The organism is Microbacterium yannicii PS01, from assembly GCF_000304335.1.
GTDB lineage: Bacteria > Actinomycetota > Actinomycetes > Actinomycetales > Microbacteriaceae > Microbacterium > Microbacterium yannicii_A.
This window is the reverse complement of the sequence record NZ_CAJF01000031.1, coordinates 22,979-44,515: the sequence shown is the minus strand read 5'-3', so window position 1 is coordinate 44,515 and position 21,537 is coordinate 22,979. Positions and strand designations below refer to the sequence as shown.

20 protein-coding genes and 1 tRNA gene are annotated in these 21,537 nt (G+C 68.1%); 6 read left to right on the top strand and 15 right to left on the bottom strand.

Annotated elements, in window-relative coordinates; genetic code table 11:
* Positions 1 to 354: 354 nt before the first annotated feature.
* Positions 355 to 1,356: a hypothetical protein gene (locus WYM_RS20515; RefSeq protein WP_019181787.1), complete on the top strand. Its 1,002-nt coding sequence runs from the start codon at positions 355 to 357 to the stop codon at positions 1,354 to 1,356.
* Between the two features lie 215 nt (positions 1,357 to 1,571).
* Here WYM_RS20515 and WYM_RS15660 read toward each other — a convergent pair whose 3' ends face one another.
* Both WYM_RS15660 and WYM_RS15655 read right to left on the bottom strand, forming a co-directional pair.
* On the bottom strand, positions 1,572 to 3,179 hold the full coding sequence (locus WYM_RS15660) for an L-serine ammonia-lyase, iron-sulfur-dependent, subunit alpha (RefSeq protein WP_026059859.1): 1,608 nt from the start codon (positions 3,177 to 3,179) through the stop codon (positions 1,572 to 1,574).
* A gap of 104 nt (positions 3,180 to 3,283) precedes the next feature.
* Positions 3,284 to 3,649 (bottom strand): VOC family protein, encoded by a 366-nt coding sequence (locus WYM_RS15655; RefSeq protein WP_019181785.1) that lies wholly within the window; start codon positions 3,647 to 3,649, stop codon positions 3,284 to 3,286.
* A gap of 117 nt (positions 3,650 to 3,766) precedes the next feature.
* On the opposite strand from WYM_RS15655, the gene WYM_RS15650 reads away from it, so the two are divergent.
* Positions 3,767 to 3,946, top strand: coding sequence for a hypothetical protein (locus tag WYM_RS15650; RefSeq protein WP_019181784.1), 180 nt, complete (start codon positions 3,767 to 3,769; stop codon positions 3,944 to 3,946).
* 26 nt (positions 3,947 to 3,972) lie between these two features.
* Here the strand turns inward: WYM_RS15650 and manD are convergent, their stop codons facing one another.
* The 8 genes from manD to WYM_RS15610 form a co-directional block, all read right to left on the bottom strand.
* Entirely contained in the window at positions 3,973 to 5,211 is a 1,239-nt protein-coding gene (gene manD / locus WYM_RS15645; protein WP_019181783.1) for a D-mannonate dehydratase ManD, read from the bottom strand.
* Positions 5,208 to 6,566 carry a mannitol dehydrogenase family protein gene (locus WYM_RS20510; protein WP_019181782.1) on the bottom strand — a complete coding sequence of 453 codons (1,359 nt, stop codon included), beginning with the start codon at positions 6,564 to 6,566 and terminating at the stop codon, positions 5,208 to 5,210. The genes manD and WYM_RS20510 overlap by 4 nt, the downstream gene beginning before the upstream one ends.
* Complete coding sequence (gene uxaC, locus WYM_RS15635) at positions 6,563 to 7,993, bottom strand: glucuronate isomerase (protein ID WP_019181781.1); 1,431 nt, start codon at positions 7,991 to 7,993, stop codon at positions 6,563 to 6,565. Before uxaC ends, WYM_RS20510 begins: the two co-directional genes overlap by 4 nt.
* A complete protein-coding gene (uidA, locus tag WYM_RS15630) occupies positions 7,990 to 9,783 on the bottom strand; it encodes a beta-glucuronidase (RefSeq protein ID WP_019181780.1) in 1,794 nt (597 codons plus the stop codon). Before uidA ends, uxaC begins: the two co-directional genes overlap by 4 nt.
* Before the next feature lie 21 nt (positions 9,784 to 9,804).
* Positions 9,805 to 10,644 (bottom strand): ATP-binding cassette domain-containing protein, encoded by an 840-nt coding sequence (locus WYM_RS15625; protein ID WP_019181779.1) that lies wholly within the window; start codon positions 10,642 to 10,644, stop codon positions 9,805 to 9,807.
* A complete protein-coding gene (locus tag WYM_RS20505) occupies positions 10,644 to 12,524 on the bottom strand; it encodes a dipeptide/oligopeptide/nickel ABC transporter permease/ATP-binding protein (RefSeq protein WP_157525252.1) in 1,881 nt (626 codons plus the stop codon). Before WYM_RS20505 ends, WYM_RS15625 begins: the two co-directional genes overlap by 1 nt.
* On the bottom strand, positions 12,521 to 13,462 hold the full coding sequence (locus tag WYM_RS15615; RefSeq protein WP_019181777.1) for an ABC transporter permease: 942 nt from the start codon (positions 13,460 to 13,462) through the stop codon (positions 12,521 to 12,523). The genes WYM_RS20505 and WYM_RS15615 overlap by 4 nt, the downstream gene beginning before the upstream one ends.
* Positions 13,463 to 13,538: 76 nt before the next feature.
* Entirely contained in the window at positions 13,539 to 15,071 is a 1,533-nt protein-coding gene (locus WYM_RS15610; RefSeq protein ID WP_237739440.1) for an ABC transporter substrate-binding protein, read from the bottom strand.
* Positions 15,072 to 15,232: 161 nt separating this feature from the next.
* Here WYM_RS15610 and WYM_RS15605 point away from each other — a divergent pair, with 161 nt between their 5' ends.
* Positions 15,233 to 16,213 carry a LacI family DNA-binding transcriptional regulator gene (locus WYM_RS15605; protein ID WP_019181775.1) on the top strand — a complete coding sequence of 327 codons (981 nt, stop codon included), beginning with the start codon at positions 15,233 to 15,235 and terminating at the stop codon, positions 16,211 to 16,213.
* An 87-nt stretch (positions 16,214 to 16,300) separates the two neighbouring features.
* On the opposite strand, the gene WYM_RS15600 is transcribed toward WYM_RS15605, so the two are convergent.
* Positions 16,301 to 16,373: transfer RNA gene (locus WYM_RS15600), tRNA-Arg, on the bottom strand.
* Between the two features lie 117 nt (positions 16,374 to 16,490).
* On the bottom strand, positions 16,491 to 17,129 hold the full coding sequence (locus tag WYM_RS15595) for a hypothetical protein (RefSeq protein WP_019181774.1): 639 nt from the start codon (positions 17,127 to 17,129) through the stop codon (positions 16,491 to 16,493).
* Positions 17,130 to 17,290: 161 nt separating this feature from the next.
* On the opposite strand from WYM_RS15595, the gene WYM_RS15590 reads away from it, so the two are divergent.
* From WYM_RS15590 to WYM_RS20500, 3 genes are all read left to right on the top strand, one after another.
* Positions 17,291 to 17,491, top strand: a complete 201-nt coding sequence (locus WYM_RS15590; protein WP_019181773.1) for a hypothetical protein — start codon at positions 17,291 to 17,293, stop codon at positions 17,489 to 17,491.
* 179 nt (positions 17,492 to 17,670) lie between these two features.
* On the top strand, positions 17,671 to 18,090 hold the full coding sequence (locus WYM_RS15585; RefSeq protein WP_019181772.1) for a DUF4383 domain-containing protein: 420 nt from the start codon (positions 17,671 to 17,673) through the stop codon (positions 18,088 to 18,090).
* Between the two features lie 10 nt (positions 18,091 to 18,100).
* Positions 18,101 to 18,619, top strand: a complete 519-nt coding sequence (locus WYM_RS20500; RefSeq protein ID WP_019181771.1) for a hypothetical protein — start codon at positions 18,101 to 18,103, stop codon at positions 18,617 to 18,619.
* Between the two features lie 39 nt (positions 18,620 to 18,658).
* Here the strand turns inward: WYM_RS20500 and WYM_RS15575 are convergent, their stop codons facing one another.
* The 3 genes from WYM_RS15575 to WYM_RS15565 all read right to left on the bottom strand — a co-directional run bounded on the left by WYM_RS15575 (position 18,659) and on the right by WYM_RS15565 (position 21,497).
* Positions 18,659 to 19,609 (bottom strand): RNA polymerase sigma-70 factor, encoded by a 951-nt coding sequence (locus tag WYM_RS15575; protein WP_019181770.1) that lies wholly within the window; start codon positions 19,607 to 19,609, stop codon positions 18,659 to 18,661.
* Positions 19,606 to 20,271 carry a carboxymuconolactone decarboxylase family protein gene (locus WYM_RS20495; RefSeq protein WP_019181769.1) on the bottom strand — a complete coding sequence of 222 codons (666 nt, stop codon included), beginning with the start codon at positions 20,269 to 20,271 and terminating at the stop codon, positions 19,606 to 19,608. Before WYM_RS20495 ends, WYM_RS15575 begins: the two co-directional genes overlap by 4 nt.
* A 221-nt stretch (positions 20,272 to 20,492) precedes the next feature.
* On the bottom strand, positions 20,493 to 21,497 hold the full coding sequence (locus tag WYM_RS15565) for an aldose 1-epimerase family protein (RefSeq protein ID WP_019181768.1): 1,005 nt from the start codon (positions 21,495 to 21,497) through the stop codon (positions 20,493 to 20,495).
* Between the last annotated feature and the right edge of the window lie 40 nt (positions 21,498 to 21,537).

Below are 21,537 nucleotides of genomic sequence, written 5' to 3'. Positions count from 1 at the left end.
GACGGCCATAGCTACAGAAGCTGACCCACGAAACGCCACGCTCCTGACAGCGCTTCCGCTCGAGGGGCAGCTCGCGCGGCATCCGCTCCGCCATAGCGACAGAAGCTGACCCACGACGGCGAGCTTCAGAGCGTGCCGAAGTTCAGGGGGCAATTCGCGCGGCATCCGACGGCCATAGCGACAGCAGCTGACCCACGAGCGCACGCTCCTGACAGCGCTTCCGCTCGAGGGGCAGTTCGCGCGGCATCCGGTCTGGTCGGTTGCAGCTCCTCCCCAGGCGTCGGCTGCGAGACGTTGTACGCCGATCGCTACGTGGCCGAGCGGAAGAGCACGTGCCCAGGTCACCCTGGACGGATGCCTCGTGCCCCGCGACCGCTTCCCCCGATCCTCGGCGATACCTTCTCTATCGCCGAGGCGATCGAGAAGGGCGTCTCGATCGGCCGCCTGCGCGCGTCCGACCTCGAACTGCCCTTTCGCGGTATGCGCATGACGGCGCTGTTTCATTCTGGACCGGGCGAGCAGACGAGCGGGTCCCAGACCTTTCGACCACCCACCAGGAGCGAGCTGGCGCGAGCGGCCACTGTTCGCATGGCGAAGGCGTACGCGAAGATCATGGGACCATACGAGTTCTTCGCGGGTCGAACCGCCGCGGTGCTTCAGAGATGGCCGGTAGATCCGGGCGATGGTCTCGCCGTTGCAGTCGCATCGCCCCGACGACCGCCGCGGCGGAAGGGCATCCGGGGCATCAAAGTCACGCCGAAGCTCGCGCACACTCACACGGTCGGTGGTCTGCGGATGACGACGCCGGTTACAACGTGGGCAATGCTCGGCCGCGAGCTGAGCGTGAGACAGCTTGTTGCGCTGGGCGACGCGATCGTGCGCATACCGCGTGATGAGCGAGGGATCCTCCGCCCGGAGGAGCAGGCCGCCACACCGGATCAGCTCGAGCGAGCGATCACGGCGGGGCGGCGCGTCGGCATCGGAAAGCTGAGAGCGGCGCTCTTGATGGTTCGGGTCGGATCCGCCTCCCCTCTCGAGACGGACTTCCGACTGGATGCCGAGGCGGGCGGCCTTCCCGAGTTCGAGCTCGACGTCGAGATCTACGACGACCGCGGCACGCGCCTCGGAATCACTGAGTTCGTGCACCGCGAGACGCGCACCGTCATCGAGATCGAAGGCGACCACCACCGCACCGATCGCCAACAGTGGAATCGCGACATCGAGAAATACACCGCCTACGCCGCGAACAGCTGGGAGGTCATTCGCCTCACGTCGTCCCACGTTCGCGGCCCGCACCCTCGGGCCGTTCCGATCGTGCGCGAAGCACTCCTGCGGCGCGGATGGCAGCCGTCATGAGATTGCGGCTCGCGGAGCACCTACACCGACCCGCCCCGCGCTTCGGGGGCCAGTTGGCGCAGCATCCCTCGGCCGAAACCTACAACAACTGACACCCGAACCCTTAGGGCCGCCCAGAGCGCGTTCGCGGGGCAGTCTGCGCAGCATCCCGCGGCCGAGGCCTACAACAACTGACGCCCGAACCCTCAGCGGCGCCCGGAACGCGTCCGCGGGGATCAGCACTCGATGACGTTGACCGCGAGTCCGCCCTCGCTGGTCTCCTTGTACTTCGTCGACATGTCGATGCCGGTCTGCCGCATCGTCTCGACGACCGCGTCGAGCGAGACGTAGTGCGAGCCGTCTCCGCGGAGCGCGAGCCGCGCCGCCGTCACGGCGGTGGATGCCGCGATGGCGTTGCGCTCGATGCACGGGATCTGCACGAGGCCGCCGACCGGGTCGCATGTCAGACCCAGGTGATGCTCCATCGCGATCTCGGCCGCGTTCTCGATCTGCCGGTTCGTGCCGCCCATCACGGCCGTCAGACCGCCGGCCGCCATCGCGCAGGCCGAGCCGACCTCGGCCTGGCAGCCGCCCTCGGCACCGGAGATGGACGCGTTGGCCTTGAACAGCGAGCCCAGCGCGGTGGCGGTGAGCAGGAACCGACGGATGCCGCGGCGGCGGTTCGCCGCGGCCACCTCCGCCTCATCCCAGGCGGCCGCCTCCTCCGGTGCGGCGGCGTGGCCGTGATAGCCGAGCAGCGCGCTGCCGACCAACTCGCCGTACGGGGTGACGGCATTGCCGGCGCCGAGCCCGGAGTCGGCGAGGAATCGCCACCAGTACATCGCGACGGCCGGGAGGATGCCTGCGGCGCCGTTCGTCGGAGCGGTGACGACGCGGCCACCCGCCGCGTTCTCTTCGTTGACGGCGAGCGCGAAGGCGCCGAGCCACTCCCCCGGCAGCTCCCGGCGGCCCTCGGCTTCGGCCTCTTCGAGCTGCGCGCGAATCGCCGACGCCCGGCGCTTCACCCCGAGCATGCCGGGGAGCACGCCGTCAGTACGGAGGCCGGCCTCGACGCATGCGGCCATCGCGTTCCAGATCGCGTCGAGTCCCTCGGCGATCTCTTCGTCGGAGCGCCGCGCGGCTTCGTTGAGCCGCGCGGCTTCGGCGATCGTCAGTCCGCGCTCATCACAGAGGGCCAGGAGCTCTTCAGCGCTGCCGAAGTCGAGTGGGAAGGACTCGGTGCGCAGATGACCCGCGGTCGCAGGATCGCCCTCCCGCCGGATGAACCCGCCCCCGACGGAGTAGTACGTCTCACGGGCGAGGAGTCCGGCATCCGTTCCCGCCCGCGTGGTCGCATCGGTCACCGCGCGCGAAGCGCCGCCCGTCTCGCGGATCCCGAGCGTGCGGGCGTGGTCGCGCTCCGGGCCGTCGTCGGGCGAGGCCCAAGCCTCGAGGGTCATCGCGTTCGGGTGCCCGGGCAGCCGCGTGCGCGGCGCGAACACGATGTCGCCGCGATCGAACGAGATCGAGCGCTCGCCGCCGAGATCGAGCGGTCGGCCATGGGGCCATCCGCTCCACGACGAGCGGACGGCATCCGGATCCGCCGTCTCGGGCGCGAGCCCGCGCAGCCCGGCGACCACAGCGTCGGGAGTGCCGTGGCCGATCCCGGTCGCGCCGAGTGAGCCGTAGAGCGTGCAGGTCACCCGGCCGACGCCGGGCAGCACCCCGGTTTCACGCAGACGCACGACGAAGTCGAGGGCGGCCCGCATGGGACCGACCGTATGGGAGCTCGAGGGTCCTACACCGATGGAGAACAGCTCGAACGCCGAGACGTAGGCGCTCACCATCCCAGGCTACGCCGCCCGCCACGCAGAGTGCACGACGTCACCACATCGAGATCAGCAGGATGCCTCGGCCCCGACGCAGCGAGCGCGCAGTGTGCGCGAGGTCAGGGGCGCTGAAAGGCGATGAGCCCGACGGTGTTCCCTTCCGAGTCGCGGATGAACGCCTGCCACTCCTCATGTCCCTCGGGGCCGAGCGTGTCGTCCTCGTGATGGAAGATCACGTGCGGTGCCGAGACCACGTCGGCGAGACCGTCGAGGCGCTCGAGAGTCTCGTGCACGTTGTCGACGTGAAGGTAGAGGAGCGATGACGGCGCGTCGCGGTCGAGCAGAAGCCGCACGTCGTCGAGATCGAAGAAGAGCAGCCCCGGCGGGTCGAACCGCGCGATCGGCCCGGCCTCGAGCAGCACGGTGTAGAACTCAGCGGCGCGATCGAGGTCTTCCGCGCGCTGGGCGATCTGGAGAAGTCTCATGTCGCCATTGTCGTCGCTGCCGTGTGCCGGACGAAGAAGGAACCGGAGGAAGTCAAGCCCCGAGACGCCACACGCGCTGCGCCGATACAAAAGGATCACGAACCCTGGAGGTGGACGATGCTCTTCGTGCTCTACGGACTGCTCCTGATCGGCGGCATGTGGCTGGTCGGCGCGGCCTTCGCGTCACCGATCCTGCCCGGGCTGGTCTTCGTCGCCGGCGTGCTGTGCATCACGCTGGCCGTCGCCGTGCCCATCGCCGCCCAGCGAGCCGACAGCGACCCGCCGGGACAGCGGTAGCGGGTGAACGCATAAGGGCCGGTCGCTCACCAGTCATGGACGGTGCCGTCGAGCAGACGGTTGTACGGGAGGTACGCCTGGGCGTACGGGTACCTGCCCGCCTCGTCGGTGTTGAGCTCGACACCGAGTCCCGGCTTGTCGCCCGGGTGGAGGTACCCGTCGGTCCAGGTGAAGGACTGCTCGAAGACCTGATCGGTCCGCGCGCCGTGCTTCATATACTCCTGGATGCCGAAGTTGTGGATCGCGAGGCCCAGATGCATCGCAGCGGCCATCCCGACGGGTGAGATGTCCGTCGGTCCGTGCATGCCGGACTTGATCTGGTACATCGCCGCGTAGTCGAGGGTCTTCTTGAGCGACGTGATGCCGCCCATATGAGTGACGGCGCCTCGCACGTAGTCGATGAGCTGATCGCGGATGATGTCCTTGAAGTCCCAGATCGTGTTGAAGATCTCGCCGATGGCCAGCGGGGTCGTGGTGTGCTGGCGCACGAGCCGCAGCGCCTCCTGGTTCTCGGCGGGGGTGCAGTCCTCCAGCCAGAACAGGTCGTACGGTTCGAGGTCCTTGCCGAGCCTGGCCGCCTGGATCGGCGTCATCCGGTGGTGACCGTCATGAAGCAGCGGGATGTCAGGACCGAACTCGTTGCGCACGGCCTCGAACACACCCGGCAGATGGTTCAGATAGGCGCGGGTGTCCCAGTCCTCCTCCACCGGCTTCGCCCCCCGACGGGCCGGCTCATGGTCGTACCGCACGGTCGCGTCCCCGACGTCGGCACCCTGTGCGGCGATGCCGTAGATCGCCTTCAGCGTCGGGACGCCTGTCTGCACACGGATCGCCTTATACCCCTGCTCCTGGTGCGATCGGATCGAGTCGAACAGCTCCGGCAGCTCTTTGCCCGACGCGTGCCCGTAGGCCATCAGCCCGTTCCGGCTGGCGCCGCCGAGCAGCTGGTAGACCGGCATGCCTGCGGCCTTCCCCTTGATGTCCCACAGGGCCATGTCGACCGACGCGATCGCCGCCATCGTGACCGGACCGCGCCGCCAGTACGCCGACCGATACAGTAACTGCCAGGTGTCCTCGATGCGGCTCGCATCCGAGCCTATGAGCAGCGGCACGACGTGCTCGGTCAGGTAGGCGACGACCGCAAGCTCTCGCCCGTTCAGCGTCGCGTCGCCGAGACCGGTGAGACCGTCGTCGGTCGTGAGCTTCAGTGTCACGAAGTTGCGGTCGGGGCTCGTGACGATGACTTCGGCTTTGTCGATGATCATGATGCTCTCCTTGACGATGTGCGGGCGGCGTCGAGGCCGTGCCTGAGCGGGCCGGGCTGGGTGCCTGTCGCCGCCCGCACGCGAGCGGTGAACGGTTCCGATTCCGCGAGCCGCGGTGACACGACGGCGATGAGCGCGACGACCGGGTCGTCGGAGGCGGTCGCCGCAGCGAGCTCATCCGCCCGCGGATCCGACTCCGAGGGTGCCGTGGCCAGCCAGTCGATCCACGCCGCGGTCGCCTCGGCACTCGCGGCGGGCATGCGGCCGGCATCGAGCGTGCGTTCGGCGACGGCGGCGAAGCGGAACTGCACCTTGGAGGTCGCACCCGTGGAGATCTGGCTGAGCCGGTGGACGATCCGGGGGTTGGCGAATCGGGCGACCAGCTGCTTTCGGTAGTTCTCGTGCTCCGTGCCCGAAGGCAGGCACGCGACGGCCTCCGCCCAGAAGTCCTCGACCAGGGCGCGGCATTCTGGGTCCGCGATGGCGTCCGACACGGTCTCGAGTCCCTTGGCGATGCCCGCGAAGGCGAGGATGCAGTGGGCCCCGTTGAGCAGCCAGAGCTTGCGGTTCTCCCAGGCCTCGATGTCATCGACGAAGCGAGCGCCGGCACTCTCCCAGCGCGGTCGCCCGCCGGGGAACTCCCCCGCCAGCACCCAGTCGGTGAAGGGCTCGGTCACGATCTCACCCTCGGCGGCGTGCGGTGTGATGCGGTCGACCGACGTGCTGACGAACGAGACGTGTGAGCGAATCCAGTCCGCGAGACCGATGTCGACCTGCGTGGCGAACTCGGTCACTCCGCGCGCCACGAACGCGCCGTTGTCGGGGATGTTGTCGCAGGGCACGATCGCGATCGGCCCGGCGGCGGCGCGCCTCCGGGCATCGAGGCCGAGGATCAGGCGGCCGAGGACCGTCTGAGCGGTGGTGGCACCCGCGCGGAGTGAGTCGAGATCGCTCTGCACCTCCGCGTCGGCGAGGTCGGGGCCGCCGTCGGCGTCGAGCCCGTACCCGCCTTCGGTGACGGTCAGCGTGACCACCGCGACCTCCGAGGAGGCCAGGTAGCGCCGGAGCGCGTCGAGATCGGCTCCGTCGTGCGCCGCCACGACGCTGTCGATCCGTTCCTCGGTGTCTCCGTCACGTCCGCGCACGGTGAGCGGGTACGAGAATCCCTGGCCGGCGAGCTCGGCGGCTGCCTTCGGGCTCCGCACCGTGAAGGCGGCTATGCCCCAGTCGGCGGCATCCGGAGCGTGGTGGGTGTACCAGGCCTGGTGAGCGCGGAAGAAGCGCCCCAGGCCGATGTGCACGATCCGCACGGGCCGGCGCGTACCCTCGACGGGAGCCCCGTTCGCCTCGGTCACAGCTTGAACACCTCGCGCGGAATGGTGCCGACGAGGTCACGGGAGATGCGGTGTGCCGTGGAAAGCGGGACGCGCCCCTCGACGACCAGTCGCGCGAGGAACGACGCATCCAATCGGCGGGCGGTGTCATGACGCGCGGGTATGGAGAGGAAGGCGCGCGTGTCATCGATGAAGCCGCTCGATCGGTAGAAGCCCGCGGTCTCGGTGACGGCCGAGCGCCACCGGAGGATCGCGTCGGGGGCGTCGAGAAACCACCACGGCGCGCCCACGTAGACGCTTGGGTAGAACCCCGCGAGGGGGGCGATCTCACGGGAGTAGACCGTTTCGTCGACGGCGAAGAGCACGAGGTGGAAGCCGGGCGCGGTGCCGAAGGCCTCGAGCAGCGGACGAAGGTTCTCGGTGTACTCCGTCGTCACCGGGATGTCATGGCCGGTGTCGGGGCCGTAGCGCTCGAAGGTCGGCCCATGGTGATTCCGGCGCACGCCCGGATGAATCGTCATGACCAGACCGTCGTCAACGCTCATCCGCGCCATCTGGAAGAGCATGTGCCCGCGGAACAGACGCGCTCCTGGGGAGTCGAGGTCACCGGCCATCGCCCGTCCGAAGAGGTCCTCGGCAACGGCGGGATCGAGATCCACAGTGAACGGCTCGACGACGCCGTGATCAGCAGACACGGCGCCGGCCGCAAGGAAGTGCCCGCGACGCGCGGCGAGGGCACCTAGATAACCGGCGAATGTGGTCGGTTCGCCGGTCGCCGCCAGGAGTCGCGAGACGTCGGCGGCGAAGGCGGGCGCCTCTGGATCGACGTACGCGTCGGGGCGGAAGGTCGGCAGCACCCGACCCGCGAATGACGGATCCGCTGCCAGCGCGCGGTGGGGCGCAAGATCGTCGAGCGGATCGTCGGTCGTCGCCAGCACCTCGATGCCGAACCGATCGAACAGCGTTCGAGGACGGAACTCCGGCTTCTGGAGCGCGGCCGCGATGCGATCGTAGGTGCGATCGGCAGACACCTCGTCGAGCCCCTCATCGACGCCGAAGAGCGACGACAATTCGTGGCTCAGCCAGTATCCGCTCGCGGTGCCGGCGAACCTATGCCAATTCGCTGCCAGGCGACGCCAGATGTCCCGAGGGTCTACCGTGCGGCGCGGGTCGAGCCCCAGCGCCCCCAGTTCCAGCCCAGCCGAATGCAGCATGCGCGTCACGTAGTGATCGCGAGTGATCAGCAGCTCCGCAGGGTCGCGGAACGGCCGGTCATCGAGAAGAAGCCGTGGATCGACGTGACCGTGGGGCGAGATGATCGGCGCGGTCGCGACGGCTTCGTACAACTCACGGGCGATCGCGCGCGTTCGTGCGTCCGCAGGCAGAAGCGCGTCACCCGACGGGATCCCTCGGCCTGCGGCCGCTGTGGACAGGGCGTGGTCGATCACTCGCCGGACCCCGTGTCCGCGTCACCGGCGGCGAGCCAGCGCTCACGCAACGCGAACGCCGCAGCCTTGGGACGCCGGTCGCGAGTGAAGACCCCCTTCTTGTTGCCGTCCACCCGGATGATGCCCTGCGAGGTCTGGAAGTCGGCGAAGTTCCAGACCTGCTCACCGATGACGGCGTCGATGCGATCGAAGACTTCGTGGTAGGTGCGCAGCAGGGCGACCTGGTACTCCTCGCTCCACACCTGTGTGCCCACCGCGTGGAGTCCGGCAAGGGTGTCGGCGCCGTACTCGGTGATGATGATCGGCTTGCCGAACGTCGACTCCCAGCCGCGCAGCTCGGTCTCGAGCTTGAGGGCCGCGGAATCGAGGTCTGCCGTCTCGTTGTACCAGCCGTAGTAGCGGTTCAGGCAGATCACGTCGAACAGGTCGGCCAAGCGGTCGTTGTGGAACGTGCCGCGGTACTCGTTCGCGTAGGTGAGCGGTCGGGAGGGGTCGAGCTCCCGGGCGAGCTGAACGAGCGGTTCGAAATACTTCCGCGCGCCGTCCTCGACCGACTCCGGTTCGTTGGCGATCGACCACATCACGACACTCGGGTGGTTCTTGTCGCGGTCGATCAGTTCGCGGATGCCCTGGGCGTGCGCCGCCTGCGTCTTGTCGTTGAACATCGTCGGCGAGAAGGACAGCTCGGCCTTCTGGCCGTGGAATCCGCCGCCGATGCCGAGGTTGAGGCCCACTGCCGCGGTCTCGTCGATCACGACGATGCCGTGACGGTCGGCGTAGTCCAGGAACTCTTCCGCGTAGGGGTAATGCGAGGTCCGGAACGAGTTCGCTCCGATCCACTCCATGAGCGAGAAGTCGTGCACCATGACGACGTTGTCGAACCCGCGGCCGCGGAACGCGCTGTCTTCGTGCTTGCCGAACCCACGGAAGGAGAACGGCTCGCCGTTGATGAGGAATCGCGCTCCCTCGACACGAACCGAGCGGATGCCGACAGGGAGCTCGTAGACGTCGGCGACGCTTCCCCCCGTGCGCACTTCCACCCGAAGCTCGTGCAGATACCCCGTTCCCGGGCGCCAGAGCTCTGCATCAGCCACAGTGATCCGTCCGGTCGCGCCGTCTGCGCTCGCGACCTCGGCGCCGCCGGCGTCAGAGAGCACGACGCGGACATCGGCGTCATCCGACGTCTCGACTCGGTAGTCCACGACACCGGTCGCCCCGTCGAGGTCGGTCGTCACGGTGACGTCGGTCACCCGGGTCGCCGGCACCGAATACAGGATCACCGAGCGAGCCAACCCTGCGTAGTTGTAGAAATCATGGCGGTAGGACTGCTTGCGCCGGCCCGCCTCGGTCGTCGAGATCATGCCCGGGGGGATCGTCTCGTTCGTCAGCTCGTTGTTCACGCCGATGGTGATGCGCACCACTTCGCCGGGCGAGGCGAGATCAGTCACGTCAGCCTCGAACGGCGTGTATCCACCGACGTGCTCAGCGACTTTGATGCCGTCGACGTAGACCACGCCCTCATGGGTGGCGGCATCCACGCGCAGCACGACTCGCTCACCGGCCCACCCGCGCGGCACTCGCACCGTCCGCTGGTACCAGACCCACCCGACGTGGTCGCGAATCGCCTGGTCCGCGAACACGTCGTTGTAGCTGGCCGGAACCGGAGCCTCCAAGGCGGTCTTCAGTTCGCCTGACCACGGCTCGGGGATCGAGACGTCGTCCAGCGCGAAGCGCCAGAGGCCGTCGAGACGGATCAGTTCGCGGGTGGATGTGGAGATGGGCTTGAGCACTGTTCGTCTCTCTATCGGGGGTCAGGCTGCGTCGAGCGAGCTCTTGAGGGCGAGCCGCTGGTCGCGGCGGATGCGCTGCTCGCTGGGATCCGGAACCGGCGACGCGAGCAACAGCTGCTTCGTATACGGATGCTGCGGCGTGCGGGTGACCTCCGCCGCCGGACCGTTCTCGACGACCTCGCCCTTGTAGAGCACCGCCACGTCATGGCTGACGTGATGGACGACGTCGAGATCGTGCGAGATGAACAGGTAGGCCACCCCGGTGTCCTGCTGGATCTCCAGCAGGAGATCGAGCACGCGCGCCTGGGTGGTCAGGTCCAGGGCGCTGACCGGCTCATCGCACACGATCAGCTTCGGGTCGAGCGCCAGTGCCCGCGCGATGGCGATGCGCTGCCGCTGGCCGCCCGAGAACTCGTTCGGCTGACGGTTGATCGCATTCGACGGCAGGCCCACGCGATCGAGCAGGGTCACTACCCGCCTGCGGGCCGCATCTCGGGCGACGCCTTGCACGCCCAGCGGCTCGGCAAGGATGTCGCCGACGTCCATCGCCGGGTTCAGCGAGGTGTACGGGTCCTGGAAGATGACCTGCAGGTCACCGCTGAACCGGCGGCGATTCTGGCGGCTGATCCGCGTGATGTCGTCGCCTTTGAAAGCGATCGTGCCGGAAGCGATCGGCGCCAGGCCCAGGATGGCCCGGCCGATGGTCGTCTTCCCCGACCCCGACTCGCCCACCAGGCCGAGCGTCCGACCCTCGTCGACGTTGAGCGATACTCCATGCAGCGCGCGGTGCGGCTTGGCCCGGAGCTTCTTCGGCTTGTACTCCACGACCAGGTCGCGGACGTCGAGAATGGTGCCGCTCATCAGATGTCCTCTCGCAGGATGGTCTCGGCGGTCGGCGACAGGGGCTGCTGCATGTCGGCGAGTTCGAGTGCCTCCTCGAAGGCATCCTCTGGATCGCTCGTCTCTGCGCCGGCGGCGGCCCCGGTGAGACCGAGCGGCGTCAGCGGCTCTTTGCCGACGAGCATGCTCGCCATGAGGCTGCGGGTATAGGAGTGCGAGGGACGGCGCAGGATCTCGTCCACCGGCCCTGTCTCGACGATCTCGCCCTGCCGCATGACGGCGACGCGGTCGGCGATGTCGGCGATCACGCCGATGTTGTGGGTGACCAGAAGCACCGCCACTCCGAGTTCGCGTTGCATCGTGCGGATGACGTCGAGCACGTCAGCTTGGACGGTCACATCCAGCGCCGTCGTCGGCTCGTCGGCGATGATCAGATCCGGCTCGCACGAGAGGGCCCCGGCAATCAGCACACGCTGGGCCATTCCGCCGGAGATCTCATGCGGGTAGCCCTTCATCACCCGGTCGGGATCAGCGATGCCGACGCGACGAAGCAGGTCACGCGCCCGCTCGGCGGCCTCATTCTTGGATATGCCGAGCAGCTTCACCATCGGACGTGTCAGCTGGTGGCCGATCGTGAACGCCGGATCGAGGTTCGACATCGGCTCCTGCGGGATGTAGGCGATACGACGACCTCGGATGCCGAGTACAGCCTTCACATCGACCTCGCCGTCTCGCACGAGAACGGCTTCCTCGAAGCGGATCGAGCCGGAGAGGATGCGGGCGGTGCGCGGCAGCAGACCGAGGATGGAGAACGCGGTCTGCGACTTGCCCGATCCGGATTCGCCGACCAGGCCCAGGACTTCACCGGGTCGGATGGTGAGGCAGACGTTGCGGACAACACGGGTGTACTCGCCACCGACATTCGGGTACCCGATGCTCAGATCGGCAACCTGCAGGATCGCCTCGGTGTCATCGACCACAGCGGGCCCCCGCGCGCCCGCATCGGCGACGGGCCGGGGACGGCGCGGCGCGTTGATCTCGCGGCGGTCCTCGAGCGCATCACGGATCGCATTCCCGAGCAGCACGAGGGAGCCGATCGTGATGCCGATCGCCAGCGCCGGCCAGAGCATGAGGGAGGGCTGCACGTAGATGTTGTTGAAGCCGTCGCCCAGCATCGAACCCCAGGATGCCTCGGTCGGGTCGCCCAGACCGAGGAACTCCAGGCCGCTCTGAACGGCGATCGCGACTCCGCAGATGAGGGCCGTCTGGATGATCAGGGGCGCCCTGACGACGGAGAGGATGTGCCGAGAGATGATGCGCGCGTCGCTCAGGCCCACGACGCGGGCGGCGTCGACATACAGCTCATTGCGGACGGATTGCACGGCGGTGCGGGTCAGGCGGTAGTAGCTCGGGCTGATGAGGATGCCGAAGGCGATCATCGAGATCCACACCGAAGGACCGAGCGCGGCGCGGACGACCAGCAGGACGACGAAGCCCGGGAGGGCCATCGCCATGTTGGAGAACCAGTTCGACGTGCTGTCGAACGCACCACCGTAGTAGCCGGCGATCAGACCTGCCGGGAGCCCGATCGCGATCGCGACGCTCGCGCACAGGAGCGCCGAGAGCAGTGTGAGCCGGGCGCCGTACAGCAGGCGTGAGAAGACGTCGCGACCTGCACTGTCGGTACCGAGCATGTTCTGCCCGCCCGGGCCGGCGAGGGTGTTGCCGACGTCGGCATAGTTCGGATCGAACGGTGCGATCAGAGGCGCGAACACCGCGGCGAGCACGATGATCGTGAGCAAAGAGAGCGAGAGGATGCCGAGCGGGTTGCGTACCATCCGCCGCAGGGTTCCGCGCTGGGAGCGCTTGGGCACGGATGGGGTCCTGATGACGTCGGTCATGACAGCCGCACCTTCGGGTTGAGGGCGCCTTGAGCGACGTCCACGAGCAGGTTCACGATGATGACGATCACCACCGCGACGATGGTCATCCCCATGACGACGGGGATGTCGCCGACAGTGGTCGCGGTGACGAGGAGGGGGCCGATCCCGGCGATCGCGAAGATCTGCTCCAGGATGATGACACCGCCCAGGAGGCCGATGAACTGCAGGCTGAGTACGGTCAGACCGGCGGGCGCGGCGCTGCGCAGTACGTTCTTGAGCACGATCTCACGCTCCCCCAACCCCCGGCTGCGAAGCGTGCGAACGTAGTCCTTCTCGAGTTCCTTGATGACCGCGCTGCGGATCTGCTGCGCGCTGGAGGTCACGTAGTTGAGCACGATCGCGATCACCGGAAGGCTGAGAGAGACGATCCACGCCTCGAGCCCCGCCCCTGGGCGGATGGTGGAAACGGCAGGGAACCAGCCGAGGTTCACCGCGAAGATCGTGACGAGGAGCAGGGCCAGCACGAACCCGGGAATCGCATCGCCGACCACCGCGCCGACCTGCACCGTCTGATCCACCCATCCGCGACGGACGGCGGCGAGAACGCCGAGTGCCGTCGCGATGAGGGCCACGAGCACGATCGAGACGATCATCAGCACGAGGGTGACGGGCAGTCGGTTGAGGATCGTCTGCGTGACGGGTTCGCCGTTGAACCAGGACTGGCCGAGGTCGCCGCGCAGCGCCGCACCTGCCCAGCCCAGATATCGCACGGGGAGAGGCTGATCCAGACCGAGCTCGGCCTCCTTCAGTGCGATCTGCTCTGGGGTGGCCTGTTCGCCCAAGATATTGCGCGCGATGGCTGTGCTCGAGAAGAACAGGAGCGTGTACGTCAGCATCGAGATGACGACCAGCAGGCCGAGACCCGACGCGAGGCGTCGCAGTGTGAACGTGAGCATGGATCCTCCGATCTGGGAGGGCGGAGGCAGCTGGCGCACTCTGTGCAGTCGCCGCCTCCGCCTGTCCGTCGTCTCCCTACTCCGCGGGGGAGAAGTTGTAGATGGAGGGCATCGCCGACTGCGTCTGCGCGACGACGGTGACCTTTTCGGGGTTGTACACGCTGATCTGGTCGATGCGGTACAGCGGCAGGAACCAGGCGTTCTCGGTGACGTAGCGGTTGACGTCCTGCGCCGCCGCTTCGCTGTCTTCGCCGCCCTGCTGAACGACGGAGATGAGCTCTTCCAGCTCGGGGTCGGTAGTGCCGAAGGGGTTGAACGTCGCGGTCGGCGAGATGATCTGGTTGATCGCGACCCACGCCTCACCCTGGAAGAGATTGAAGTTGAACGCTTCGAACTTCTTCTGCACGACGTCTTGGACGTAGTTCGCCGGCGGCACCGTCTCCTGAGTGACGGTGATGCCGATCTCGCCGAGCTGCTGCGCGAGCGCCGTGATCTGCGTCGCGAAGGCCGGGATCACCGGGAGCCTCAGCTCGAAGCCGTCTTCGTAGCCGGCTTCCTCAAGGAGATCCTTCGCCTTCTCGGGGTCATAGGTGTAGTACTCCTCGAGGTCGTCGACGAACGCGCCGCTGTCGGGTCCGAACACCTGGCTCGTGACACTCCCGCGGCCGAGCTGCAGCTCTTCCAGCAGCGTGTCGCGGTCGACGGCGTAGTTGATGGCCTGACGGACGCGCTCATCGGCGAGCGCGGGGTTGATGACTCCGTCGCGGTCGAGGAAGGTCATGCCCGTCCAGTCGACCTGGTAGTCGGGGATGATCTCGAGCCCGGCATCCTCTGCCTGGTCAGCCGACTTCGCCTCGAGTGTCGTCCAGTCCACCTGCCCCGAGATGATGGCGTTGACGCGCGCCGAGATGTCCACCAGGATCCGCAGCTCGACCTCGTCGAACTTCTGCAGGTCGGGGTTCCAGTAGTCCTCCTTCGCCGTGAAGCGGGACTGGGAGTCACGCACCGAATTCGCCTTGTCGTACAGGTACGGGCCGGTGCCGATCGGGTCGGTCTCCAGCGTTCCTGCCTCGATCGCGGCAGGGCTGGCCATCAAGCCGGCAGCCTGACTGAGGTAATACTCCATGGCCGGGTCGGGCTGAGCGAGCGTGATTTCGACCGTGTCCTCGTCCACCGCGGTCGCCGACTCGAACTGCGTCAGCTGCACTGCCTGGCGACCGTTGCCGGACTTGAAGTGCTCGAGGTTGGCCGTCACCGCCTCCGCATCGAAAGGCTCGCCGTCTGAGAAGGTGACGTCGTCCCGCAGCTCCAGCGTGAGCACTGTGCGGTCGTCGTTGTAACTCCACTCGGTTGCGAGCATCGGGCTGAGCTCTCCATCCGGCTCGCGGAGGATGAGGGTGTCGTAGACGAGCTGGTACGGGACCAGTGCGTGCCCGACGTGGGCCTGCGAGGGATCCCAGGAGGCGACATCGCCGAGCTGGCCGATCGTGAGCAGTGGGCCCCGGGCGACGCTGTCACCGCCCGCAGAAACCTCGGCTTCGGGTGTGCCAGCCGCGCAGCCCGTGAGCAGGAGAGCTGCCACAGCGACCAGGCTGACCTTCTTGGTCATCGAATTCATCGTGTCCTCGATTACGTCATCGGAAAAGAGCAGAGTGCGGGTTTCGCAGTTCCATGGAAACGCGGGTGGCACGACACGTCAAGAAATTGCCAACACTTGCCAAATGTGCTGGCACCGGGTTAGGTGATCACGAGGAATAAGGAAGGACAGTCATGCGAGTCACCGCGAAAGAAGTTGCCGAGCGCGCCGGGGTGGCGGCGTCCACGGTCTCGCGCGCACTGAACAGTCCGGGACGGATCAACGAGCAGACCCGCCAGCGCATCCTCGACGCCGCGCGAGAACTCGGGTACAGCACCTCCTCGCGCCTGGCCGATCGCAAGGGGCTCGTGGCGCTGCTCGTGCCAGACGTGACGAACCCGTTCTACTTCGACATCATCCGCTCGACGCAAGAGCAGCTGCGCACCGCGGGCTTCATGCAGCTGCTGATCGACACCGGCGAGTCGCACTCGACCGAGGCCGAGACCCTGAGCCAGCTCGATAAGGTCGTCGACGGCGTCATCCTCTCTGCGACGCGGCTCGATGAGACCGCGCTCCGCGAGGCCACCGCACGGCTTCCGCTCACCGTGATCAATCGCCGGCATGAGGACATACCGAGCGTGCTCATCGACATCCGACCCGGTCTCACGCAGGCGGTCGACCACCTGAAGGCCCTCGGACACGAGACGATCGCCTTCGTATCAGGACCGCCTGGATCGTGGCAGAACCGCTGGCGCTGGAAGGAGTTCGAGGAGCAGGTTCGCCTGCAATCGCTCATGCCGATCCTCGTCGGCCCGTACACTCCCACGCGTACCAGCGGAGTTGCCGCCGCGGATGCTCTGCTCGTCACGGGGGCCACGGCGTGCGTCGCGTTCAACGACCTCCTCGCCATCGGGATTCTGCAACGCCTCAGGCAGCGTGGCGTGCGTGTTCCCGATGACATGAGCGTCGTCGGGTGCGACGACATCTTCGGCGCAGATTTCAGCGCCCCGCCGTTGACCACGATCGCCGGCGATACCGAGCACGCCGGTCGTCTCGCCGCCAGCCGGCTCATCGCGATCCTCAACGGCGAACCGCCACGGCCCGGAACCACCATGATTCCGACTCACCTTCTCGTCAGAGAGTCGACGGGACCGGTGGCCGTGCGAGCGAAGTGAGTTTCCCCGTCGCACTGACTTGCCGCAGGAATGACGAAGAGCCGCGGAGATCCGCGGCTCTTCGTCGTTCACTGTCTCAACACAGTGCGCGCCTCGAGGGACTCGAACCCCCAACCTTCTGATCCGTAGTCAGATGCTCTATCCATTGAGCTAGAGGCGCATGCTGCCCGCTCTCGCGCACAACGTCGTCAAGAATACCCCACGGCCGCGGCCCGCGCGAATCGGCGCCGCAGTGCCGGGCGTGTCCTCACAACCCCGATCGAATCGGGCCGGCGACTCAGGAATCGAGCTCGCTGAGGTCCACGCCGGAAGCGCGCGGCGCGGCATCCGTCTCGCCGTCAGACGCGCCCGCAGCGGACTCGGAGTCGCCACCCTGCGGCCCGCGACGACGGTGCGCCGAAAGACGCGGAAGGTCGACGAGCCGGATCGACTGCATGCGGGCCGCGCGCATCCGCTCGTAGTCCGGATCGAGGTCGGGGCGCATGCCCTCGACGCGCAGGCGGCGCTGGAGGTTGGACTCGACATCGCCCCACGCGGCGTCGCGCGACTGCTCGACGAGCGTGCGCACGACGTGCGGATCGTCGGCCATACGGCGCAGCTCCTTCGCGACGCCGATGTACTGACGGTGACGCTTGCGCAGGTTGCGGGTGTCGCGGTCCCGGTAGTCGTGCGTGCCGTCGGGATCGGAGAACTTGCCCCACGCCTTCTTGCGCTGACGGCGTGCCAGATCGGCGGCCGCCTCCTGCTCGTCGGCGAGCGAGATCAGCGTCTCGCGCGCGAATGTCGCGAAGCGGGCTGCTTCGAACAGCTCGTCGTTGGCGATGGTGTCGACGAGGATGCGGTTGCGGACGACCAGGCGCGCGGCGGCGGACGCGATGGAGACGCCCTCGGCGATCGCATCCGCGTTCTTACCCATCGCACCTCCTCGAATCGAGGCTAGTGCGTCGGACGCCACGCCGTTTGCTCGCGCGCGGCGAGCGCCTGCGCGTCTAGCAATCCGTGCGAGCGCGCGCAAGCCCCCTGCTCCGGACACCACCGATCCCTACCGTCGGAGTCACGCCCACGAGAGGAGTACCCATGGGATTCATGGACGACGCCAAAGAGACGGCCAAGGCCGTCGGCGAGAAGATCGCGGACACGTGGGATGACACCACCGATCGCGTCGGCGACAAGGTCGACGAGATGAAGGCGGACGCCGACGTCAGGAAGGCGGAAGCCGAACGGGACTCGGTGAAGACCCGCAACGACATCAAGGAAGACCTGCGCGACGGGACGTGATCCCGCCCCGTTCGCGGAGAGGCCATCGCCGCGAACGGACTGCGCCGCGACAAGCGAGGCCTCGGACCGTAGGACAGGCCCGGGGCCTCCGCCCACCGTCGAGGCAAACCGTCCCACGCCGGGTTCCGAACAACCACACACGCGGCACGTGCCGCACCAAGAAAACAGGAGGAACGCACATGCGCTCGTCACCCAATCGCCTCGTCGCGACGATCTTCGGAGCCGTCTACCTCGTCGTCGGCGCACTGGGCTTCGCCGTCACCGGCGGCGTCGGCTTCATCGCGACCGAAGGCGGGCTGCTGCTCGGCATCTTCGAAGTCAACCCGCTCCACAACATCGCCCACCTGCTGATCGGGGCCGCCCTGCTCATCGGTGGACTGTCGTCGGTGAAGGCCGCCAAGACGGTGAACGTCATCGTCGGTGCCGCCTACCTGCTGCTCGGTATCGTCGGCTTCTTCATCGCCGACACCGGAGCCAACATCCTCGCGCTGAACACCGCGGATCACTTCCTTCACCTCGCGAGCGCTCTCGTGCTCCTCGGTGTCGGACTCGGCGCCGAGCGCGGTGTGAACACGAACCGCACGACGCGCACAGCCTGAGGCCGCTCCCATGACCGAGACAACGAGAACATCGATCGCTCCGGCGATCGGTGCGGTCGCGGCATGGGGTGCCGGACTCATACAGATCGCTCTCGGCGCCGACGCGCTGACCGGAGACCTGGCCGCCCGGGGGGCCGGCCTGGTTCTGGTCACGCTCGGCGCCGGGAGCGTATTTTGGGGAGCGATGGTGCTCGTCCGGGGTCACGTCGTCGTGCCCCGAACAGGAATCGCGGGCGCGCTGGCGGGCATCGCCGCGCTGACCGCCGTGCTCTGGGCGCAGCCCGGACGGGCGAGCGTGATCGCGGCGGCGGCGGCATCCGCTCTTCTCATCGCCGTCGCGCTGACCTGCGGTCTGCGACTGCGGGCGGGGGATGATCGAACGGATGCCGGGGCCCCGCGTGTCAGCGCGCTCATCGCCGCTGCAGTCGTCGTCGCCGCCATCGTCACGCCGGCACTGGGGACGACGGAGGGCGCTCGCTTCGCGCCCGACCACGGGTCGCACGAGCTGGTGGACCCCGGGCACCACTGACCCAGGGCCGGACGGGCTGGTCCTTCGGGCCGGGGTCGCTCAGCGGGTCAGCGGTATCTCCGCGTCCAGGCGAGCGAGCTTCTGCGGGTTCGCCGTCGTGAAGATCCGCGTCACGCGACCTTCCTCGACCGTGAGGCTGACGGCGCCGACCATCTGACCGTCGACCTCGACCCGAAGGCCGGGCTGACCGTTGACCGGCATCGCCGACATCCGCATGCTGACGCCGTACTTCGCCATCCCGCCCATGAGGTACGCCGCGAGCTTCTTCGCGCCGACGATCGGGCGGCGAGCCGCACCGCGCACCTGTCCCCCGCCGTCGGCGATCGACACGACGTCGGGTGCCAGCACGTCCATCAGCGCCTGAACGTCGCCGGTGTTGACCGCATCTGCGAGCCGCGCGACGACGCGCTCGTGCTCGGAGCGCTCGACCTTCACCCGAGGGCGCCGGGCGACGTGGTCCCGCGCGCGATGCGCGATCTGCCGGACGGACGCGGGGGACTTGTCTACAGCGACCGCGATCTCGTCGTAGGGCACGTCGAAGACCTCGCGCAGCACGAAGACCGCGCGCTCGGTCGGGGCGAGCGTCTCGAGCACGGTGAGCATCGCGATCGAGACGCTGTCGGCCAGCTCGACGTCGTCGGCGACGTCGGGAGAGGTCAGCAGCGGCTCGGGAAGCCACTCCCCCACGTACTCTTCGCGCCTCCGAGAGACGGTGCGGAGGTGGTTGAGCGCCTGGCGTGTCACGATGCGCACGAGATACGCCCGCGCGTCCCGCACCTCGGCCCGATCGACGCCGGCCCAGCGCAGCCAGGACTCCTGCAGCACGTCCTCGGCGTCGGCCGCCGACCCGAGCATCTCGTACGCGACCGTGAACAGCAGGCCGCGATGCGTGACGAACGGATCGGGAGCGTCGACCACGGCGTGGTCCGGCGCGTCGGCGTCGACCACGCCGTGATCCGGCGCGTCGGCGTCGTCGAGCGGGGTGCTCATGCCCGAGAGCCTACGGCGGCGGATACCGGAGCCGCATCGTGTGCGGTCTGCTTGCCCCCGTTCTCCTGGCTCGAGCCCTCGTGGTCTGCGAGCTGACGATCCGCGAGCGGACGCAGTCCGCACGCCGCGGCGTACTCCTCTGAACGGATGCCGAGCGCCCTGTTCATTCGCGCCGCCATGTTCATGACGGCCACCCGGGCGGCCAGCTCGACGAGAGCCGACGCGCCGAGCTCGTCCAGCAGCTGTGCCGACATCTCGTCGGTCACCGCCGGTGGTGTCTGGCTCATCGCATCGGCATAGGCCATGACACGGCGCTCGAGCGGGGTGAAGACGGGCGACGTGCGCCACGCCGGCACCTCACGCACCTTCTCCTCGTCGAGCCCGCGGCGGTGCGCCATGAAGTAGTTCAGGTCGAGGCACGCTTCGCAGCCGACGGCGGCGGCCGCCGCCATGCGCGCGAGCACGCCGAGTCCTTCGTCGAGCTCGTCCCACTTCTCAGACTTGCGGCTGAATCCCATCATGTCCTTGAACACGGCGGGGTGATTCCACAGCACCCCCGCCGAATCCGGGACGTCGCCGACCATCTTCTTCATCGCGACCTTGAGCATCAGGCCGTAGGCGCCGGTGAGCTCGGCTGCGGGAACGCGGGCGTTCGTGGTCATGTCTCCTCCAAGGTTGTTCCTTGGCATGGAGACACCGCCGCGGCATCCGGTGTGACATCCCGCTCCGGCATCCGTCATTGATCCGACGTACGAGCTCGAGATCAGGCTGCCCACGCACACACGCCCGCGACGGATGCCGCTACCCAGCGGGTGCCGTCACCGAGCCGGATCCAGGCACGGCGACGGACCGGCCGGATCGAGCCCGGTCGGTCCGCGCCGGATCAGACGATCGCGGCGATGCGCCAGGAGGCGGTGGCGGATGCGTCGGGCTCGATAACGACCAGACCCGCGTCGTAGTCATACGAGCCGGCATTGAACGCGTCGGGCGCACAGGTCATCGGCTCGACGGCGAGTCCGAGACGGCTCGCCGCGGGGTCGGGCTTGTCGGCGGTGTGGACCTGCACCCAGGGGCACGAGGCATCCCACGACATCTCGACACCGGTCCCTGCGGCTGGGCCCACGCGCCCGGAGGCTCCGCCCGACGCGCCAGCGTCGAGCGGAGGGGGCGTGGGGACTGTCAGTCGAACCGTCGCGATGCCGTCCGAGCCGCGGATGAGACCCGAGTACGCGTGGTCGATCTCCACCGGGCCGATGGGGCGCGCTGTGCGGAAGTCGAAGCGCTCCGGGTCGTTCGCGTCCACGGCGGTGAGCTCGGTGGGAATGAGGCGGTCGGGGGTGGCCTCGAGTACCTGCGCGGCCGGCAGCTCGAGCGTCCAGTCGTCGACGCGGCCCTCGCCCGCCACCAGGTAGGGGTGCGGAGCCGTGCCCCACGGCGCCGGCTCGGCGCTGTCGTTGCGGGCGGTGACCGACTGGGTGAGGCCGCCGGGGCCGAGCTCGAACCGCGCGGTCACGATGATCCGCCACGGGTAGGCGGTCTGCGGCTGGATCACCGCGGCGAGGGTGACGTGGTCCGAGCCCTTGTCGACGGCTTCGAAGTCGAGCCAGGTGGCCAGGCCGTGCAGCGCATGCCCGCGGGCCGGTTCGGTGAGCCCGAGCTGGAAGTCCCGGCCGCCGAACGAGTACTTGCCGTCGACGATGCGGTTGGGCCACGGGGCGAGCGTGGCGCCGCGATGCGCGGGTCGCACCTCGTCGGCCTCGAAGGGCACGACGAGGTTGCGGCCGCGGTACGTCAGCGAGCGGAGCGTCGCCCCCACGCTCGCGATGACCGCCTCGTAGTCGCCGGCGCGGAGCGCGTGCTGGGTGCCGGATGCGGGGATTACAGCCATATTCGGATCCTCCGGGTGGTGGGGGAAAGCGTGCCGCAGA

Bases quoted from the DNA above. Each gene is read 5' to 3' on its own strand.
- WYM_RS20515 (WP_019181787.1), top strand. From the start codon at position 355: ATGCCTCGTGCCCCGCGACCGCTTCCCCCGATCCTCGGCGATACCTTC.
- WYM_RS15655 (WP_019181785.1), bottom strand. From the start codon at position 3,649: ATGAGACTTCTCCAGATCGCCCAGCGCGCGGAAGACCTCGATCGCGCC.
- WYM_RS15650 (WP_019181784.1), top strand. From the start codon at position 3,767: ATGCTCTTCGTGCTCTACGGACTGCTCCTGATCGGCGGCATGTGGCTG.
- manD (WP_019181783.1), bottom strand. From the start codon at position 5,211: ATGATCATCGACAAAGCCGAAGTCATCGTCACGAGCCCCGACCGCAAC.
- WYM_RS15625 (WP_019181779.1), bottom strand. From the start codon at position 10,644: ATGAGCGGCACCATTCTCGACGTCCGCGACCTGGTCGTGGAGTACAAG.
- WYM_RS20505 (WP_157525252.1), bottom strand. From the start codon at position 12,524: ATGACCGACGTCATCAGGACCCCATCCGTGCCCAAGCGCTCCCAGCGC.
- WYM_RS15615 (WP_019181777.1), bottom strand. From the start codon at position 13,462: ATGCTCACGTTCACACTGCGACGCCTCGCGTCGGGTCTCGGCCTGCTG.
- WYM_RS15610 (WP_237739440.1), bottom strand. From the start codon at position 15,071: ATGACCAAGAAGGTCAGCCTGGTCGCTGTGGCAGCTCTCCTGCTCACG.
- WYM_RS15605 (WP_019181775.1), top strand. From the start codon at position 15,233: ATGCGAGTCACCGCGAAAGAAGTTGCCGAGCGCGCCGGGGTGGCGGCG.
- WYM_RS15595 (WP_019181774.1), bottom strand. From the start codon at position 17,129: ATGGGTAAGAACGCGGATGCGATCGCCGAGGGCGTCTCCATCGCGTCC.
- WYM_RS15590 (WP_019181773.1), top strand. From the start codon at position 17,291: ATGGGATTCATGGACGACGCCAAAGAGACGGCCAAGGCCGTCGGCGAG.
- WYM_RS15585 (WP_019181772.1), top strand. From the start codon at position 17,671: ATGCGCTCGTCACCCAATCGCCTCGTCGCGACGATCTTCGGAGCCGTC.
- WYM_RS20500 (WP_019181771.1), top strand. From the start codon at position 18,101: ATGACCGAGACAACGAGAACATCGATCGCTCCGGCGATCGGTGCGGTC.
- WYM_RS15575 (WP_019181770.1), bottom strand. From the start codon at position 19,609: ATGAGCACCCCGCTCGACGACGCCGACGCGCCGGATCACGGCGTGGTC.
- WYM_RS20495 (WP_019181769.1), bottom strand. From the start codon at position 20,271: ATGACCACGAACGCCCGCGTTCCCGCAGCCGAGCTCACCGGCGCCTAC.
- WYM_RS15565 (WP_019181768.1), bottom strand. From the start codon at position 21,497: ATGGCTGTAATCCCCGCATCCGGCACCCAGCACGCGCTCCGCGCCGGC.